The 13,877-nt window shown below is 68.1% G+C and carries 18 protein-coding genes and 1 tRNA gene; 10 read left to right on the top strand and 9 right to left on the bottom strand.

What is annotated here, in order from left to right; all coding sequences use genetic code 11:
- Positions 1–153: 153 nt before the first annotated feature.
- Genes ACO2Q0_RS18935 through ACO2Q0_RS18925 form a run of 3 tightly spaced genes read right to left on the bottom strand, consistent with a single transcriptional unit; the run spans position 154 to position 1,833 of the window.
- Positions 154–717, bottom strand: a complete 564-nt coding sequence (locus ACO2Q0_RS18935) for a demethoxyubiquinone hydroxylase family protein (protein ID WP_423353066.1) — start codon at positions 715–717, stop codon at positions 154–156.
- A complete protein-coding gene (locus tag ACO2Q0_RS18930; protein WP_423353065.1) occupies positions 714–1,226 on the bottom strand; it encodes a disulfide bond formation protein B in 513 nt (170 codons plus the stop codon). Before ACO2Q0_RS18930 ends, ACO2Q0_RS18935 begins: the two co-directional genes overlap by 4 nt.
- 28 nt (positions 1,227–1,254) lie before the next feature.
- Positions 1,255–1,833, bottom strand: a complete 579-nt coding sequence (locus ACO2Q0_RS18925) for a YqaA family protein (RefSeq protein WP_423353064.1) — start codon at positions 1,831–1,833, stop codon at positions 1,255–1,257.
- Positions 1,834–1,977: 144 nt separating this feature from the next.
- Between ACO2Q0_RS18925 and hppD the strand changes: the two genes are divergently transcribed.
- From hppD to ACO2Q0_RS18895, 6 genes are read left to right on the top strand one after another with little or no spacing between them, the layout of a single operon-like run.
- Positions 1,978–3,078: a 4-hydroxyphenylpyruvate dioxygenase gene (gene hppD / locus ACO2Q0_RS18920; RefSeq protein ID WP_423353063.1), complete on the top strand. Its 1,101-nt coding sequence runs from the start codon at positions 1,978–1,980 to the stop codon at positions 3,076–3,078.
- The gene (locus tag ACO2Q0_RS18915; protein WP_423353062.1) at positions 3,078–4,160 is read left to right on the top strand and encodes an isoaspartyl peptidase/L-asparaginase family protein; all 1,083 of its coding nucleotides are present in this window, start codon (positions 3,078–3,080) and stop codon (positions 4,158–4,160) included. The genes hppD and ACO2Q0_RS18915 overlap by 1 nt, the downstream gene beginning before the upstream one ends.
- Positions 4,160–5,293, top strand: a complete 1,134-nt coding sequence (locus tag ACO2Q0_RS18910; protein ID WP_423353061.1) for a homogentisate 1,2-dioxygenase — start codon at positions 4,160–4,162, stop codon at positions 5,291–5,293. Before ACO2Q0_RS18915 ends, ACO2Q0_RS18910 begins: the two co-directional genes overlap by 1 nt.
- Positions 5,290–5,574: a hypothetical protein gene (locus ACO2Q0_RS18905; protein WP_423353060.1), complete on the top strand. Its 285-nt coding sequence runs from the start codon at positions 5,290–5,292 to the stop codon at positions 5,572–5,574. The genes ACO2Q0_RS18910 and ACO2Q0_RS18905 overlap by 4 nt, the downstream gene beginning before the upstream one ends.
- A complete protein-coding gene (locus ACO2Q0_RS18900; RefSeq protein ID WP_423353059.1) occupies positions 5,575–6,579 on the top strand; it encodes a fumarylacetoacetate hydrolase family protein in 1,005 nt (334 codons plus the stop codon).
- Entirely contained in the window at positions 6,579–7,055 is a 477-nt protein-coding gene (locus tag ACO2Q0_RS18895) for a MarR family winged helix-turn-helix transcriptional regulator (RefSeq protein ID WP_423353058.1), read from the top strand. Before ACO2Q0_RS18900 ends, ACO2Q0_RS18895 begins: the two co-directional genes overlap by 1 nt.
- On the opposite strand, the gene ACO2Q0_RS18890 is transcribed toward ACO2Q0_RS18895, so the two are convergent.
- The 3 genes from ACO2Q0_RS18890 to ACO2Q0_RS18880 form a co-directional block, all read right to left on the bottom strand.
- Positions 7,052–7,375: a hypothetical protein gene (locus ACO2Q0_RS18890; RefSeq protein ID WP_423353057.1), complete on the bottom strand. Its 324-nt coding sequence runs from the start codon at positions 7,373–7,375 to the stop codon at positions 7,052–7,054. The two genes, ACO2Q0_RS18895 and ACO2Q0_RS18890, sit on opposite strands and share 4 nt — an antisense overlap.
- A gap of 115 nt (positions 7,376–7,490) precedes the next feature.
- A complete protein-coding gene (gene feoB / locus ACO2Q0_RS18885; protein WP_423353056.1) occupies positions 7,491–9,368 on the bottom strand; it encodes a ferrous iron transporter B in 1,878 nt (625 codons plus the stop codon).
- On the bottom strand, positions 9,365–9,664 hold the full coding sequence (locus ACO2Q0_RS18880) for a FeoA family protein (RefSeq protein ID WP_423353055.1): 300 nt from the start codon (positions 9,662–9,664) through the stop codon (positions 9,365–9,367). The genes feoB and ACO2Q0_RS18880 overlap by 4 nt, the downstream gene beginning before the upstream one ends.
- 300 nt (positions 9,665–9,964) lie before the next feature.
- Between ACO2Q0_RS18880 and ACO2Q0_RS18875 the strand changes: the two genes are divergently transcribed.
- Entirely contained in the window at positions 9,965–11,197 is a 1,233-nt protein-coding gene (locus tag ACO2Q0_RS18875) for a tyrosine-type recombinase/integrase (RefSeq protein ID WP_257835917.1), read from the top strand.
- Positions 11,198–11,243: 46 nt separating this feature from the next.
- Positions 11,244–11,328, top strand: a tRNA-Leu gene (locus ACO2Q0_RS18870).
- A 35-nt stretch (positions 11,329–11,363) separates the two neighbouring features.
- Here ACO2Q0_RS18870 and ACO2Q0_RS18865 read toward each other — a convergent pair.
- The 3 genes from ACO2Q0_RS18865 to ACO2Q0_RS18855 are packed head-to-tail and all read right to left on the bottom strand — an operon-like array spanning position 11,364 to position 12,696.
- Positions 11,364–11,861, bottom strand: coding sequence for a Fur family transcriptional regulator (locus ACO2Q0_RS18865; RefSeq protein WP_293382874.1), 498 nt, complete (start codon positions 11,859–11,861; stop codon positions 11,364–11,366).
- A complete protein-coding gene (locus ACO2Q0_RS18860; RefSeq protein ID WP_257835916.1) occupies positions 11,861–12,232 on the bottom strand; it encodes a copper-binding protein in 372 nt (123 codons plus the stop codon). Before ACO2Q0_RS18860 ends, ACO2Q0_RS18865 begins: the two co-directional genes overlap by 1 nt.
- 23 nt (positions 12,233–12,255) lie before the next feature.
- Positions 12,256–12,696, bottom strand: coding sequence for a MerR family transcriptional regulator (locus tag ACO2Q0_RS18855; RefSeq protein ID WP_257835915.1), 441 nt, complete (start codon positions 12,694–12,696; stop codon positions 12,256–12,258).
- Between the two features lie 69 nt (positions 12,697–12,765).
- On the opposite strand from ACO2Q0_RS18855, the gene ACO2Q0_RS18850 reads away from it, so the two are divergent.
- Together ACO2Q0_RS18850 and ACO2Q0_RS18845 are read left to right on the top strand one after the other, a co-directional pair.
- Positions 12,766–13,464 carry a cation transporter gene (locus ACO2Q0_RS18850; protein WP_293382878.1) on the top strand — a complete coding sequence of 233 codons (699 nt, stop codon included), beginning with the start codon at positions 12,766–12,768 and terminating at the stop codon, positions 13,462–13,464.
- A 9-nt stretch (positions 13,465–13,473) separates the two neighbouring features.
- On the top strand, positions 13,474–13,839 hold the full coding sequence (locus ACO2Q0_RS18845) for a hypothetical protein (RefSeq protein ID WP_423353054.1): 366 nt from the start codon (positions 13,474–13,476) through the stop codon (positions 13,837–13,839).
- Positions 13,840–13,877 lie beyond the last annotated feature (38 nt).

The raw sequence follows: 13,877 nt of genomic DNA, 5'->3' as shown, positions 1-13,877 counted from the left end.
GTGGATGGCGAACAAAAACAGAACTAACGGCTTCCGTCGACTCCGCCATGGCTGTGGCCCCACGTTCCCTCAACCCCGCGTAGGAATGCTGCGGGGCAAGAGGGATGAGGCCGCCGATTCCGGGGCCGGCTCAACGATCGGAAGGTCGCGGATTCACACCTTTTCGCTGATCTTGATCGCCGCGCGGCAGCCGGTGCGGATCACCGCCGCCAGCAGGTTGTAGCCGGGCGCTTCCCGGGCGCCTTCCTCCACGGCGAGATCGCGGTGGGCCAGCTCCTCGTCGCGGAACCTGGACAGCTCGGCGGCGAGGTCGGGATCGCGGTCGGCGAGTTCGGCGATCTGGCCGGCGTAGTGCTCCTCGATCACCGTCTCGACCGCCTCGGTGCAGGCATGCGCCGCCTTCTCACCCAGCAGGGCCGTGCCGGCGCCCAGGGCGAAACCCGCCAGCCGCCAGACCGGCGTCATGGCGGTGGGCCGCACGCGGTGTTCGGTGAGCAGGCGGTCGAAGCGGGCGAGGTGCTCGGCCTCGTGCCCCTCCATCTCGGCGAGCTGGCCGGCGATGCGCTCGCGGCCGGGGGCGGCGCCCAGCACCGCGCGCTGGCCGCGGTAGATATGCACGGCGCCCAGTTCGCCCGCGTGATCGACGCGCAGGATCTCGGCCAGTCGTGCGGCGGTCGCGCCGCGTCCGGGGCGGGGCGGGATCGGCTTGTCGCTCATCGCTTGGACCTCTCACGCAGCGCGGCCAGCACGCTCAGGGCCACAAGGCCCATCGAGATCAGGGCGTTCCATCCGGCCATCGACAGTCCGGCGAAGACCCAGGGGGCCTCGTCGCAGGCGGGCGGACGGACCTTCTCGCCAGCCAGGAAGTCGTTCAGCGCCGCGGCGTTCACTCCGGCGCCCGACGAGGCGCAGGCTTCGGGGCCGGGCCAGAACTTCCACTCGGCGCCGGCGTGATAGACGGCGAGCCCGACGCTGACGGCGAACACCAGGCCCAGCACCCAGCAGGTGAGCTCGCGCCAGCGCGGCCCGCCGGGCAGGCGGACCAGGACCATGAAGCCCAGCGCCAGGCCCAGCGCCGTCCAGTAGACCTCGCGCTGCCGCAGGCAGAGCGTGCAGGGCGCGTAGCCGCCGAAGGTCTGGAAGGCGTGGGCGATCGACAGCATGGCGACGGCGGCGAGCAGCGCGCAGAGCCGCCAGCGGTCGAGGAAGGGTCTGAGAAGCGTCATCGGCGCCGATATGAGCCTAAAGCGGCGCTCACATGAAGACCTTGAGCGCGACGAAGCCGCCGATCAGCAGCGCGAGCAGCAGGATGGAATAGAGCGTCATGCGCCGCTCGAACTCGGCGAGCATGGCCGGGCCCGCGTATTTCAGGATGCCCGCGACGATGAAGAACCGCGCGCCCCGGGTCACCACCGAGGCCCAGATGAAGGTGAAGAGGTCGAAGCGGGCGAAGCCGGCGGTGATCGTCACCAGCTTGTAGGGGATCGGCGTGAGGCCCTTGATGAGGATGACGCCCAGCCCCCAGTGATCGAACCAGCGCTGGAACTCCTCACGTCCCTCGGGATGGCCGAACACCTTCAGGATGAACATGCCGACGGGCTCGAGGAAGACGCCGATCGCATAGCCGAGCAAACCGCCCAGCACCGAGGCGACCGTGCAGATCGCGGCATACACGAAGGCCTTGTCGCGATTGGCCAGCACCATCGGCGCCAGCATCACGTCCGGCGGCACCGGGAAGAACGAGCTCTCCGCGAACGAGACGATGGCCAGGGACCGAGGGGCGTGGCGGGAGGCGGCCAGCCGCATCACCCAGTCGTAGAGCTTGCGGATCATTCCGTGTCCGATTTCGGGGGGCCGAGGAGGAGGTTCGAGCGTTCTGGCTAGCAGGCCCGCCGAGGCTTGTCGCGGCCTTGCTTCGACCCTCTTGCAAAGTCGTTGCAGATGATACCATCTCCCGATCGACAGGAGACTTCCGCCATGAACGTCCAGACGAGCCTTCAGACCCGCGACCTCTTCGAGAACCCGCTCGGCACCGACGGCTTCGAGTTCGTCGAGTTCACCTCGCCCGAGCCCGAGCGGCTGAAGAACCTCTTCGAGCTGATGGGCTTCACCGCGGTGTCGCGGCACCGCTCGAAGAACGTGCTGCGGTTCCGGCAGGGCGACATCAACTTCATCCTCAACATGGAGCCCACGGGCCAGGCCGCCGACTTCCGCGCCGTCCACGGGCCGTCGGCCAATGCCATGGCCTTCCGCGTGAAGGACGCCGCCAAGGCGTTCCAGATGGCGGTTGAGCGGGGCGCGACGCCGGTCCGGGGCCCGGTCGGTCCCATGGAGCTGAACATCCCGGCGATCGAGGGGATCGGCGGCTCGAACCTCTATCTCGTCGACCGCTATGGCGCGCAGGAGATCTACGACGTCGACTTCACGCCGATCCCCGGCGCGGAGGAGGCGATGTCGAAGAACGGCGTCGGCCTGACCTACCTCGACCACCTGACGCACAACGTCCACCGCGGCAACATGAAGACCTGGGCGGACTTCTACGAGCGGATCTTCAACTTCCGCGAGATCCGCTACTTCGACATCGAGGGCAAGCAGACGGCGCTGGTGTCCAAGGCGATGACCAGCCCGTGCGGCAAGATCCGCATCCCGCTCAACGAGAGCCAGGACGAGCACTCGCAGATCGAGGAGTTCCTGAAGGACTACAAGGGCGAGGGCATCCAGCACGTCGCCCTGGGCACCGACGACATCTACTACGCGGTCGAGACGATGCGCGAGCGCGGCGTCCAGTTCCAGGACACCATCGACACCTACTTCGAGGGCATCGACGCCCGGGTGCCCGGCCATGGCGAGGACGTCGCCCGCCTGCACCGCAACAAGATCCTCATCGACGGCGCGCCGACCGAGGGCCAGGGCCTGCTGCTGCAGATCTTCACCGAGAACATGATCGGCCCGATCTTCTTCGAGCTGATCCAGCGCAAGGGCAACGAGGGCTTCGGCGAAGGCAACTTCAAGGCCTTGTTCGAAAGCATCGAACTCGATCAGATCAGGCGAGGGGTTCTCCCGGCGAAGGAAGGCTGATGCGGTCGAAGGTTCTCGGTGCGGTTCTGGCGGCGGTGATGGTGACGATGGCGGGTCAGGCGGCCGCAAAGCCGAAGTGGGCGATCGTGGTGCACGGCGGCGCCGGCGTGATCGAACGCCAGGACCTCAGCCCGGAACAGGACAAGGCCTATCGCGACGCGATGGCCAAGGTCGCAGGGGTCGGCGGCGAGGTGCTGAAGAACGGCGGCTCGGCCATCGACGCCATCGAGGCCTCGATCAAGATCCTCGAGGACGATCCGCTGTTCAACGCCGGCCGCGGCGCGGTCTTCACCGCCGAGGGCCGCAACGAGCTCGACAGCTGGATCATGGACGGCAAGACCCTGAAGGCCGGCGCGGTGGCGGGCGTCACCCGCACGCGCCACCCGATCAGCCTGGCGCGCGCCGTGATGGAGAAGTCGCCGCACGTGATGCTGATGGGCGAGGGCGCCGAACGCTTCTCGGCCAGTCAGAAGCTGGACCAGGTCGATCCCGCCTACTTCTTCACCGAGCGCCGCTGGGAGGCGCTGGAGAAGGCGCTGAAGAGCCAGGGCCTCCCCGTGCCGCCTCGGCCGAAAGGCGCGCCCAGCGTGCCCGAACTGCGCTCCTCTCTGCAGCATGACGAAGGCCAGGAGCGTGGCCTGCTGGCGCAGATCGACAAGAAGTACGGCACCGTGGGCGTCGTAGCCCTCGACAGCGCCGGCAACGTTGCGGCCGGCACGTCCACCGGCGGCACCACGGCCAAGCGCTGGGGTCGCGTGGGCGATTCCCCCATCATCGGCGCCGGCACCTACGCCTCGAACGCCTCCTGCGCCGTCTCGGCCACGGGCACGGGCGAGTACTTCATCCGACTGACCGTCGCGCGCGAGATCTGCGCCCTGGTGCAATACAAGGGGCTCTCGCTTCAGGCCGCGGCCGACGAGGTGATCCAGAAGCAGCTCACCGCCATGGGCGGCGACGGCGGCGTCATCGCGGTGGCCCCCGACGGCCAGATGGCCTGGAGCTTCAACACCTCGGGCATGTACCGGGCGCGGATGGCCGACGGCCAGCCGCTGAGCGTGGGCATCTACAAGGACGATCCGTGATGGCGAAGGGCGACTGGATCCCGGTCCGGGCCGCGCAGGGGGTTCACTCCCGCCAGGCCCACGCCGACCTCCCCGAAGGCACCTACGAGCGCGAGATCTCGAAGGAAGGCTTCTTCGGGCCGGCCGCCTTCCTGCACCATCGCCGCCCGCCGACGGGCTGGACGAACTTCGAGGGGCCGCTGCGCCCGCGCGCCTTCGACCTCGCCCGGCTGAACGCCGCCGAGCCGTCGCCGTGGTCGTCCCACGTGGTGCTGCTCAACGCCGCCTGCGAGGTGCGCTTCTGGAAGCTGGACGCAGCCATGCCGGCGCTGGCCCGCAACGCCGACGGCGACCAGCTCCTCTTCGTCCATGAGGGCGAGGGCGAACTCCTCTGCGACTACGGCCGCCTGCGTTTCCGCTCGGGCGACTACCTCTACCTGCCGCGCGGGACCATGTGGCGGCTGAAGCCGGCCGGCCCCGCCGCGATCCTGATGATCCAGGCCACCAACGCCCACTTCAAGCTGCCCGACCGCGGCCTGATGGGCGGCCATGCGCAGTTCGACCCGGCGATCCTCGAGACGCCGGCCATCGACGAGGCCTTCAAGGCCCACCAGGACGAGCCCGGCGAGTTCCGCGTCGAGATCAAGAAGCGCGGCCAGGTCTCGGTCGTCACCTATCCCTACAATCCGCTGGATGCGGTGGGCTGGCACGGCGACCTCGCGCCGGTGCGCCTGAACGTGCGCGACATCCGGCCGGTGATGAGCCACCGCTACCACCTGCCGCCCAGCGTGCACTCCACCTTCGTCAGCGACCGCTTCGTGGTCTGCACCTTCGCCCCGCGCCCGTTCGAGACGGACCCCGGCGCGCTGAAGGTGCCGTTCTTCCACAACAACGACGACTACGACGAGGTGCTGTTCTACCACGCGGGCGACTTCTTCAGCCGCGACCACATCGAAGCCGGGATGATGACCTTCCATCCCTCGGGCTTCACGCACGGGCCGCATCCCAAGGCGCTGAAGAACATGCTGGCCCAGCCCAAGCCGGCGACCGACGAGTACGCGGTGATGATCGATACGCGCGACCCCCTGGAAGTCGGCGACGCGGCGGGTACGGTGGAGAACCCTGCGTACGTGGACAGCTGGAAGACCGCATGAGCCTAGAGGCGGACCTGACCGCCGCCGCCCGGGACGAGCTGGACCGGGCCTGCACCCTCGGCTGGCGCCAGCTCGCCGAGCACCTGCCCTGGGGCGACACCTTCGAGGGCTTCACCCCTGACGGCCGCGAGGTCTGTTTCGAGCGCGCCTACCTGTGGGACGGCGAGCCCGGCGGCGACATCCGCGTGGAGGTCATGGTCTACCAACCCCAGGCTTACGAAGCGGGCGTGAAGCTGACCGGCGCGATCCCGCGTGAACCCTTCGACATCCGGAGTCACTGAATGAAGCTTGCGTCCCTGAAGGGCGGCCGCGACGGGCGGCTGGTGGTCGTGTCGAACGACGTGGCCTGGTACTCGCCGGCCGACCGCATCGCGCTGACCCTGCAGGCGGCGCTCGACGACTGGGAGCGTTGCGAGCCTGAACTGCGCGGACTGGCCGAAAGCCTCGAGCACGGCTCGGTGCCCAAGGCGCGCTTCCACGAGCACGACGCGGCGAGCCCGCTCCCGCGGGCGTATCAGTGGGCCGACGGCTCGGCCTATGTGAACCACGTGGCCCTGGTCCGGCAGGCCCGCGCCGCCGACATGCCCGAGAGCTTCTGGACCGATCCCTTGATGTACCAAGGCGGCTCGGACGGGTTCCTGGGCCCGCGCGACCCCATCCCGCTGAAGGACGAGGCCTGGGGCTGCGACCTGGAAGGCGAAATCGCCGTCGTCGTGGGCGACGTGCCGATGGGCGCGAGCCGGGAGGAGGCGCTGGCCGCCATCCGCCTCGTCATGCTGTGCAACGACGTCTCGCTGCGGAACCTGATCCCCGGCGAACTCGCCAAGGGCTTCGGCTTCTTCCAGTCCAAGCCCGCCTCGGCCTTCTCGCCGGTGGCGGTGACGCCGGACGCCCTGCCGGGCTGGAAGGACGGCCGGCTACACGGCGCGCTGGAAGTCGAGCTGAACGGCAAGCCGCTGGGCGCGGCGGACGCCGGCGTCGACATGACCTTCGACTTCGGCACACTGGTAGCCCACGCCGCCAGGACCCGCGCGCTCAGCGCCGGCACGATCATCGGCTCGGGCACCGTCTCCAACCGCGGCGAGGACGGCGGCCCAGGCAAGCCGATCGCCGACGGCGGGGTGGGCTATTCGTGCCTGGCCGAGGTGCGCACCATCGAGACCATCCGCGACGGCAAGCCTTCGACGCCGTTCCTGAAGGCGGGCGACACGGTGCGGATCGAAATGGTCGATGCGAAGCGCCACACCATCTTCGGCGCCATCGAACAGCAGGTGGTCCAGGCCTGATGGCGCAGGAGGCGTCCGAGGGCGTCGGGCTGAAGCTCGACGCCTATCTGCCCTACCGTCTTTCGGTGGCGTCGAACGCCGTCTCGGGCCTGATCGCGCGCGCCTACCAGGACCGCTTCGGCCTGACCGTGCCGCAATGGCGGCTGGTCTGCGTCCTGGCGGAGGACGGCGGCCTGACGCAGGGCCAGATCGTCGCCCGCACGGTGATGGACAAGGTGACGGTGAGCCGCGCCGCGCAGGGGCTGGTCAAGCGCCGGCTGGTCAGTCGGGCCGACCACCACGCCGACGGACGAAGCCACGTGCTGGAGCTGACCGCGGAGGGCCGACGGCTCTATGCCGAGATCGCGCCGCTGGCGCTGGCCTACGAGGCCGCCCTCATCGCCGGCCTCTCGCCCGACGAGGTGGGCCTGCTGAAGCGCCTCCTCGTCCGCCTGCAGACGGCGGCCGGACAGCTCGCGGGCGAGACGTCGGCCTAGTGCAGGTAGGCGGGCTCCGGCCGCACGCCCCAGCGGTGCGAGCCCTCGCCGAACGGCAGGTGGAAGCCGAAGGCGGCGCGCTTGCGCTCGTCGCGCCAGTACTCCTCGAACGAGCCGATGAGCGCGACCTGCAGCTCCTCCGGGATCTGCCGGACGTCGTGGCCCAGGCTGCGGGCCACCTGTTCGATCACCAGCGTCCGGTGCGCTTCGCCGCCGAACGACAGGAGAACCTCACGGACGCGCTTCGCCAGGGAATCCTTCCGGGCGAACGGCTTTTTGCCGGGCGTCGCGTCGTGGGTGTTTTCAAGCGTCTTCTGCATGACGACGCCACATTGGCGCCGCCTCGTTTATCGGCCGGTTAAACGCTAGGGCGAATGGATGGTTAATTTTTCGCGTCGGGGTTGCTGCCGAATTTCCCCACAGCCGAGGCGCGGTCTAGCCCCAGCCCAGCGCGACGGCCGCGTGATAGACGGCGAACGACGCCAGGTAGGCGAGCGTCAGCATGTAGACGAACATCACGCCCATCCAGGCCCAGGAGTTGGTCTCGCGCTTCACGACGCCGAGCGTCGCCACGCACTGGGGCGCGAAGATGTACCAGGCGAGGAACGACAGGCCGGTGGCCAGCGACCAGCTCTCGGCCAGCCGTGCGCCCAGAGCCCCGACGTTGGCTTCGGCATCGCCCACCGCATAGACGGTGCCCAGCGCCGCCACCGCGACCTCGCGCGCGGCGAAGCCGGGGATCAGGGCCACCACCATCTGCCAGTTGAATCCGATGGGGGCGAACAGCGGCTGGATCGTGTGCCCGATCATGCCGGCGAAGCTGTAGTCGATGGCCGGGCCCGTCGCGCCCGCCGGCGGCGCCGGAAAGGTCGACAGGAACCACACCAGGATCATCAGCGGCAGGATGATCCGCCCCGCCCGGCCCATGAAGATCTGGGCGCGCAGCAGCAGGTTGCGGGCGACGTTCTCGGGCGACGGCCACTTGTACGTCGGCAGCTCCATCAGGAACGGCTCGACCGCGCCACGCCAGAACACCTTGCGGATCACGAACGAGACGGCCAGCGCGCTGACGATGCCCGCCGCGTAGAGGCCGAACATCACGAGCCCCTGCAGGTTGAGGCCCGGTCCCACCGTCCGGTCGGGGATGAAGGCCCCGATGATCAGGGTGTAGACCGGAATGCGCGCCGAACAGGTCATCAGCGGCGCCACCAGGATCGTGGTCATCCGGTCGCGCTTCTGGTCGATCACCCGGGCGGCCATGATCCCGGGGATCGCGCAGGCGAAGCTCGACAGCAGCGGGATGAAGGCCCGGCCGTGCAGGCCGGCGCCGCCCATGATCTTGTCCATCAGGAAGGCGGCCCGGGCCATGTAGCCGAAGTCTTCCAGGAGGATGATGAAGAAGAACAGGATCAGGATCTGCGGGAGGAAGACCACCACGCTGCCGACGCCGGCGATCAGGCCGTCGACGATCAGGCTCTGGGCCAGGCCGTCGGGGAGCGCCTGGGCGATGAGCCCGCCCAGCAAGGCGAAGCTCGCCTCGATCAGGTCCTGGACCGGTCCGGCCCAGCTGAACACCGCCTGGAACATGACGAACAGCAGACCCAGCAGGATGGCGAGGCCCGCCGCCGGGTGCAGCAGTACCGCGTCGATGCGGCCGGTCAGGGTGTCGGGATGCTCGGGCGGCCGGACATAGGCCTTGAGGATCCGCTGCGCCTCGCGGTGGGCGTCGCGGATCTCGCCGGCGGTGGGCGCGCGCCAGCGGTTCTCGTGCTCGGGCACGGCGCCGGCGCTGACCATGGCGTCGACCTGGGCCACCAGGTCGTCGATGCCGCGCTTGCGGGTCGCGACCGTCGTGACGATCGGCACGCCCAGCTCCGCCCGAAGCCCGTCCAGGTCGATGCGCAGGCCCTGGCGCTGGGCGATGTCGTACATGTTGAGCGCCAGCACCATCGGCCGGCCGACCGCCTTCAGCTCCAGGATCAGCCGCAGGACGAGCCGCAGGTTCGTGGCGTCGGCGACGGCGACCACCACGTCGGGCGCCTCCTCGCCGGCCAGTTGGCCCAGCACCGCGTCGCGCGTGACCGCCTCGTCCGGGCTGCGCGCGCGCAGCGAATAGGTGCCCGGCAGGTCCAGCACCGACAGGGTGCGGCCGCCGGCCGTCGTGACGAAGCCCTCCTTCCGCTCGACGGTGACGCCGGCGTAGTTGGCGACCTTCTGGCGGCTGCCGGTCAGGGCGTTGAAGAGGGCGGTCTTGCCCGTATTCGGGTTGCCGACCAGCGCCACGCGGGCGGGTCGGATCACGGCGTCACTCATCTGGCGTCCAGACGCACCCAGACGTCCGCGGCGTCGCGGCGGCGCAGCGCCACCCGCATGTCGTCGACCTTGAGCGCGATCGGGTCCTGTCCGAAGAGACCCTGGTGCAGCACCTCGACGGCCGCACCTTCCACGAAGCCGAATTCCAGCAGACGGCGCTCCAGCTCCTGGACGTCCACGCCGTGACCGCTGGCGTGGTCGGCGCGCACCTCGATGATCACGCCACGGTCGCCCGGCCGCACCTGGCTGAGCGGCGTCAGGCCTTCGGCCACCGGCTGGACGATCGTCTGGTGCATCAAGCGGATCCCGGCGCCCGCAGAACTTTGCGAACGATTATCAGTTACTGCGCGGGCCGCCGCTTATCAAGCTTCAGGTGGACGAAAGGCGTCTCAAATCCCGTTCGCCCGCGGCCCAAGCGCCGTCTTGGCCAACGGCCCGGGGGAAGCTAGATAGGTCGCCGCTGCGGGCGTGGTGAAATTGGTAGACGCGCCGGACTCAAAAGCCAGGAGCGTCTATCTTTCGCTGCAAAAACAGCAGCTTAATAGGCCTTCGGACTTACACATGTCCTGCACACCTGCTCAGCAGGAGCCGAAGACATGCCCGCCGAACGCCATACCCTTCTCGACGGCCGAGTTCACGTTTACAGGCGCGAAAACAGCCGCTTCTGGCAATGCGCCATCTACCTCAGCGGCCGGAACCATCGAGCGTCGACCCACCAGGACCGGCTCGACGCGGCGCTGACCGTCGCTCGTGAGTGGGCGCTCGACCGCATCGCCGAAGATCGGTTGGGCTCTCGCAGCCTTGGGCTCAACCGGGCGGTCGCGACCGTCCCGCCACTGCCCTCTTCCCCGACGGCCAAGACCTTCAAGCAGGCCGCGGAAGCGTTCATGGCTGAGTACCGCGTCCTGACCGCCGGTGAGCGGAATGCGCGCTACGTCGAGAACAAGGAACGGCACCTCAAGCTCTATCTTCTCCCGTTCTTCGGCAAACGCCCGGTCAGCGAGGTGACAGCGGGTCTGATCCAGCAATATCGCGTCGCGCGGCTCGGCAACGCGGGCGGCAAGCGCCCGGCGCGGAGCACCTTGCATCAGGAGACGGTCACGCTTCGCCAGGTGCTCAAGTCGGCGAACCGCCATGGATGGATCGCCGCCGTTCCAGACATGTCGGCGCCGTACAAGACGTCGGGGAAGATCTCGCACCGCGCGTGGTTCTCGCCTGAGGAGTACGAACGGCTACGCGCAGCGACCGAAGAACGCGCCCGCAGCCCGAAGCGCGACCGTTGGCGGAGTGAGTGCGAGCTCTTCCACGACTTCGTGGAGTTCATGGCGAACACTGGGCTCCGCCCCGACGAGGCCCAGCGCCTCGAATTCCGAGACGTGAAGGTCGTGACAGACGCCGCCACGCGGCAACGCATTCTGGAGATCGACGTCCGCGGCAAACGCGGTGTCGGCTTCTGCAAGAGCACGCCCGACGCGGTCGCCCCCTTCGAGCGGCTGCTGAAGCGGCGCGGCGTGTGCAAGCCGACAGCTCCCGTGTTCGGGAAGATCCAGCGGCAGCTCATGAACGCAGTGCTCGACGAGCTAGGGCTGAAGGAGGATCGCGACGGCAACCCGCGCACCGCCTACAGCCTGCGTCACACGTACATCTGCCTGCGCCTGCTCGAAGGCGCCGACATCTACCAGGTGGCCAAGAACTGCCGGACGAGCGTGGAGATGATCGAGAAATTCTACGCGTCCCACATCAAGACGCGCGTGGATGCAGCAGCGCTTAACGGCCGTTCCAAAACGCGGAAGGTCCCTTCCGCGGGAAAGGCGCTGGCGAACGCCTAGCGCCTTCTTGGCGAACGCCTCCTCGGAAGCTAGATAGGTCTCCGCCGCGGGCGTGGCGAAACTGGTAGACGCACGGCACTCAAAATGCCGCGACCTCGGTCATGTCGGTTCGATTCCGACCGCCCGCACCAAACAATCTCCGACAATGCCGGGCTGCTATCGGGACTCAGCCGACGCAGTCTGGGCACACGCCGTGGACTTCCAGAACGAGACGGTTGGGCTTGAAGCCTCGTGCAGAAGCGGCCGCGAATGCGGTCTGATCGATTTCGAGTTCACATTCCTGGGCCCTGCCGCAGCAGTCGCAGATCAGGAATTCGATCGCTGAGCGGCCGTGATGGCGGTCGCAGGCCACGAATGCATTCAAGCTCTCGATCCGGTGTGCGAGGCCGACGCGAACCAAGAACTCCAGAGCCCGGTAAACCGTCGGTGGCTTGGCTGCGTAGCTTGGCCTCGAGAGCGCCTGCAACAGCTCATAGGCGCCGATCGGCCTCTCCGCGCGAACCAACAAGTCGTAGATGCGTGCTCGCCCTGGAGTCCAGGTTTGGCCCACCCGAGCACAGTGGTCGGAGGCTTCGGCGAGCCGCCGTTCGACCGCATTGTCGGCAAGCTCGCCCTTCGTTCGGTGGCTACACGCCATGCCCGGCGGCTCGAACTGGTGGCCCATCAGCTCGCCGGCGCTGGAGAAACGTAGAGGATCTCGCCCGCCTCATCCTGCACGGTAGCGCGGAAGTAGACGCGCGCGCCCGGCCGAAGGCGTGCGATATCGCTTTGCCGGACACGAAAGTTCATCACCATGCTCGGCCAGTCGTTGCGGGATTGATGCGTGTGACGAAGCGAGACCGTCAACCTGCTCGGATCGATTGCGACCACCTCTCCAAGTCCTTCCTCGGTGCCGAACTGCGAGATCAGCGGGCGTACTGGTCGGCCGTGTTCCGGGTCCAACCGCTTGAGCCTCAAATGGCTCATCTCCTCTGGCGTCAGCTCCACGGTCGGCTCCCGCTCGCAGCCGATCAACAGGATGGCGAGCAGGAGCATCAGGGCGGCGCCAGCAAACGGCCTCACGGGAGCGCTCGGGAGGTCGAGTGATCCGTGACGCAAAGGGCGTGATCGGCCAAAGTTTCGATGACGCGGCAGTCGCCGGCGAGGCCACGGCAGCTGGTCGCAACCATGCGCTTCAACTCGGACCGCAACGCCTGCAACTGGGCAATCTTCGTCTCGATTGAGGTCAGCTGTTCTGCTGCGAGGGCGTTTGCGTCGTCACAGGCGTAATCCGGATGATCGGCTAGGTCGAGCAAGGTGCGGATCGCGTCGACGGAAAAGCCAAGCTGGCGCGCGTGCTTGATGAACGCCAACCGACGCACGGCCCGATCATCGTAAATGCGGCGATCGCTCTCGGTGCGGTCCGGTTTGAGCAGAAGCCCGATCTGCTCGTAGAAGCGGATCGTCGGGACCTTCACGTCGGTCGCCTTGGCGAGTTTGCCGATTGTGAGCGCTGGCATGCGGCCTCCTGTCGTGCCGTCAAAATAGGTGCTTGATCCTCTAGCCACTAGAGGGTGCAGGGTGGTTGCATGTCCAGTTGTTCAACCTCCGAGAGGCCGGCTGCCGCGGGATGTGGCTGCGGGAGCGCCGTCGCGTTCGACGGCGCGTCTCCGGCCTACAAGCGCGCCCTCACCGCCGTCATCGCTATCAACATCGTTGGCTTTGTCGTCGTCGCCATCGGCAGCTGGCTCGCCGACTCGGCTGCGCTGGCGGCCAACACACTCGACTTCGCAGCCGATGCGGCCACCTACGCCTTGAGCTTGTGGGTGATCGGCAAGAGCGTCCAGTTGCGTTCCGGCGCCGCATTCATCAAAAGCGCCAGCCTCGCCGTGATGGCGACCGGCATCCTCGGCCTGGCCATCTGGCGGGCGCTCACCGGGGCCTCGCCGGAGGGCGGCGCTATCTCCGGCCTGGGCCTGTTCGGCGCAGCCGCCAACCTCCTGGCGGCCCTGCTTCTGGTGCGCTTCCGCGAGGGCGACGCCAACGTCCGGTCCGTCTGGCTCTGCACGCGCAATGACCTCATCCAATGCCTTGCCGTGGCAGCCACCGGCGTGGCTGTCACTGTGGCAGGGTCGCGCTGGCCGGACGTGATCGTGGGCGTGCTGCTGGCAGCGGTCTTTTTCCGCTCCGCTTGGCAGATCACCGCTCAGGCCCGTGAAGAGCGTCGCGCGGCGAAAGCCGAACGTGATTTTGTAACGCATTCCCAGCGCTCGTCAGTCTCGATATAGGGACGGGCGATGGAATGGACCTCACCCTGGTGGCGGAAGGTCGGCATGGTGCTCGCTGCGCTCGTGCTGACCGTGCTCACGCTCGGGCCGGGTCTCGACGGCCTCATCTGCCGCGACGAAGGCAGCCTGAGCGCCGTTGCGGCTGAACTGCCTGTCGCCGCCGCCCCCGCCGACGATGCTGGTCCACCGCCTCTCGACGAGGGACGCGGCATCTGCATCCACGGACATTGCCATCACAGCGCGCCCTACGTACCGGCCACGCTAGCCGCCGGCGAGCTGTCCGCTCCGCTGCTGGCGGTTGCCCACCCGTTCGTGCGCAACCGGGTGCCGATCTCCGATCCCAAGTTCGGGCTGATCCGACCTCCCAGAGCCTGACGGCTCGCGCGCTGACGCGCTCATTCCGTCACGTTCAA

This window comes from Phenylobacterium sp. VNQ135 (assembly GCF_049445735.1).
GTDB lineage: Bacteria > Pseudomonadota > Alphaproteobacteria > Caulobacterales > Caulobacteraceae > Phenylobacterium.
Note: the sequence above shows the minus strand (reverse complement) of the source record. Positions and strands in the feature narration are given on the sequence as shown.

Excerpts from the sequence above, each read along its gene's own strand:
- ACO2Q0_RS18935 (WP_423353066.1), bottom strand. The coding sequence starts at position 717 with ATGAGCGACAAGCCGATCCCGCCCCGCCCCGGACGCGGCGCGACCGCC.
- ACO2Q0_RS18930 (WP_423353065.1), bottom strand. The coding sequence starts at position 1,226 with ATGACGCTTCTCAGACCCTTCCTCGACCGCTGGCGGCTCTGCGCGCTG.
- ACO2Q0_RS18925 (WP_423353064.1), bottom strand. The coding sequence starts at position 1,833 with ATGATCCGCAAGCTCTACGACTGGGTGATGCGGCTGGCCGCCTCCCGC.
- hppD (WP_423353063.1), top strand. The coding sequence starts at position 1,978 with ATGAACGTCCAGACGAGCCTTCAGACCCGCGACCTCTTCGAGAACCCG.
- ACO2Q0_RS18915 (WP_423353062.1), top strand. The coding sequence starts at position 3,078 with ATGCGGTCGAAGGTTCTCGGTGCGGTTCTGGCGGCGGTGATGGTGACG.
- ACO2Q0_RS18910 (WP_423353061.1), top strand. The coding sequence starts at position 4,160 with ATGGCGAAGGGCGACTGGATCCCGGTCCGGGCCGCGCAGGGGGTTCAC.
- ACO2Q0_RS18905 (WP_423353060.1), top strand. The coding sequence starts at position 5,290 with ATGAGCCTAGAGGCGGACCTGACCGCCGCCGCCCGGGACGAGCTGGAC.
- ACO2Q0_RS18900 (WP_423353059.1), top strand. The coding sequence starts at position 5,575 with ATGAAGCTTGCGTCCCTGAAGGGCGGCCGCGACGGGCGGCTGGTGGTC.
- ACO2Q0_RS18895 (WP_423353058.1), top strand. The coding sequence starts at position 6,579 with ATGGCGCAGGAGGCGTCCGAGGGCGTCGGGCTGAAGCTCGACGCCTAT.
- ACO2Q0_RS18890 (WP_423353057.1), bottom strand. The coding sequence starts at position 7,375 with ATGCAGAAGACGCTTGAAAACACCCACGACGCGACGCCCGGCAAAAAG.
- feoB (WP_423353056.1), bottom strand. The coding sequence starts at position 9,368 with ATGAGTGACGCCGTGATCCGACCCGCCCGCGTGGCGCTGGTCGGCAAC.
- ACO2Q0_RS18880 (WP_423353055.1), bottom strand. The coding sequence starts at position 9,664 with ATGCACCAGACGATCGTCCAGCCGGTGGCCGAAGGCCTGACGCCGCTC.
- ACO2Q0_RS18875 (WP_257835917.1), top strand. The coding sequence starts at position 9,965 with ATGCCCGCCGAACGCCATACCCTTCTCGACGGCCGAGTTCACGTTTAC.
- ACO2Q0_RS18865 (WP_293382874.1), bottom strand. The coding sequence starts at position 11,861 with ATGGGCCACCAGTTCGAGCCGCCGGGCATGGCGTGTAGCCACCGAACG.
- ACO2Q0_RS18860 (WP_257835916.1), bottom strand. The coding sequence starts at position 12,232 with ATGCTCCTGCTCGCCATCCTGTTGATCGGCTGCGAGCGGGAGCCGACC.
- ACO2Q0_RS18855 (WP_257835915.1), bottom strand. The coding sequence starts at position 12,696 with ATGCCAGCGCTCACAATCGGCAAACTCGCCAAGGCGACCGACGTGAAG.
- ACO2Q0_RS18850 (WP_293382878.1), top strand. The coding sequence starts at position 12,766 with ATGTCCAGTTGTTCAACCTCCGAGAGGCCGGCTGCCGCGGGATGTGGC.
- ACO2Q0_RS18845 (WP_423353054.1), top strand. The coding sequence starts at position 13,474 with ATGGAATGGACCTCACCCTGGTGGCGGAAGGTCGGCATGGTGCTCGCT.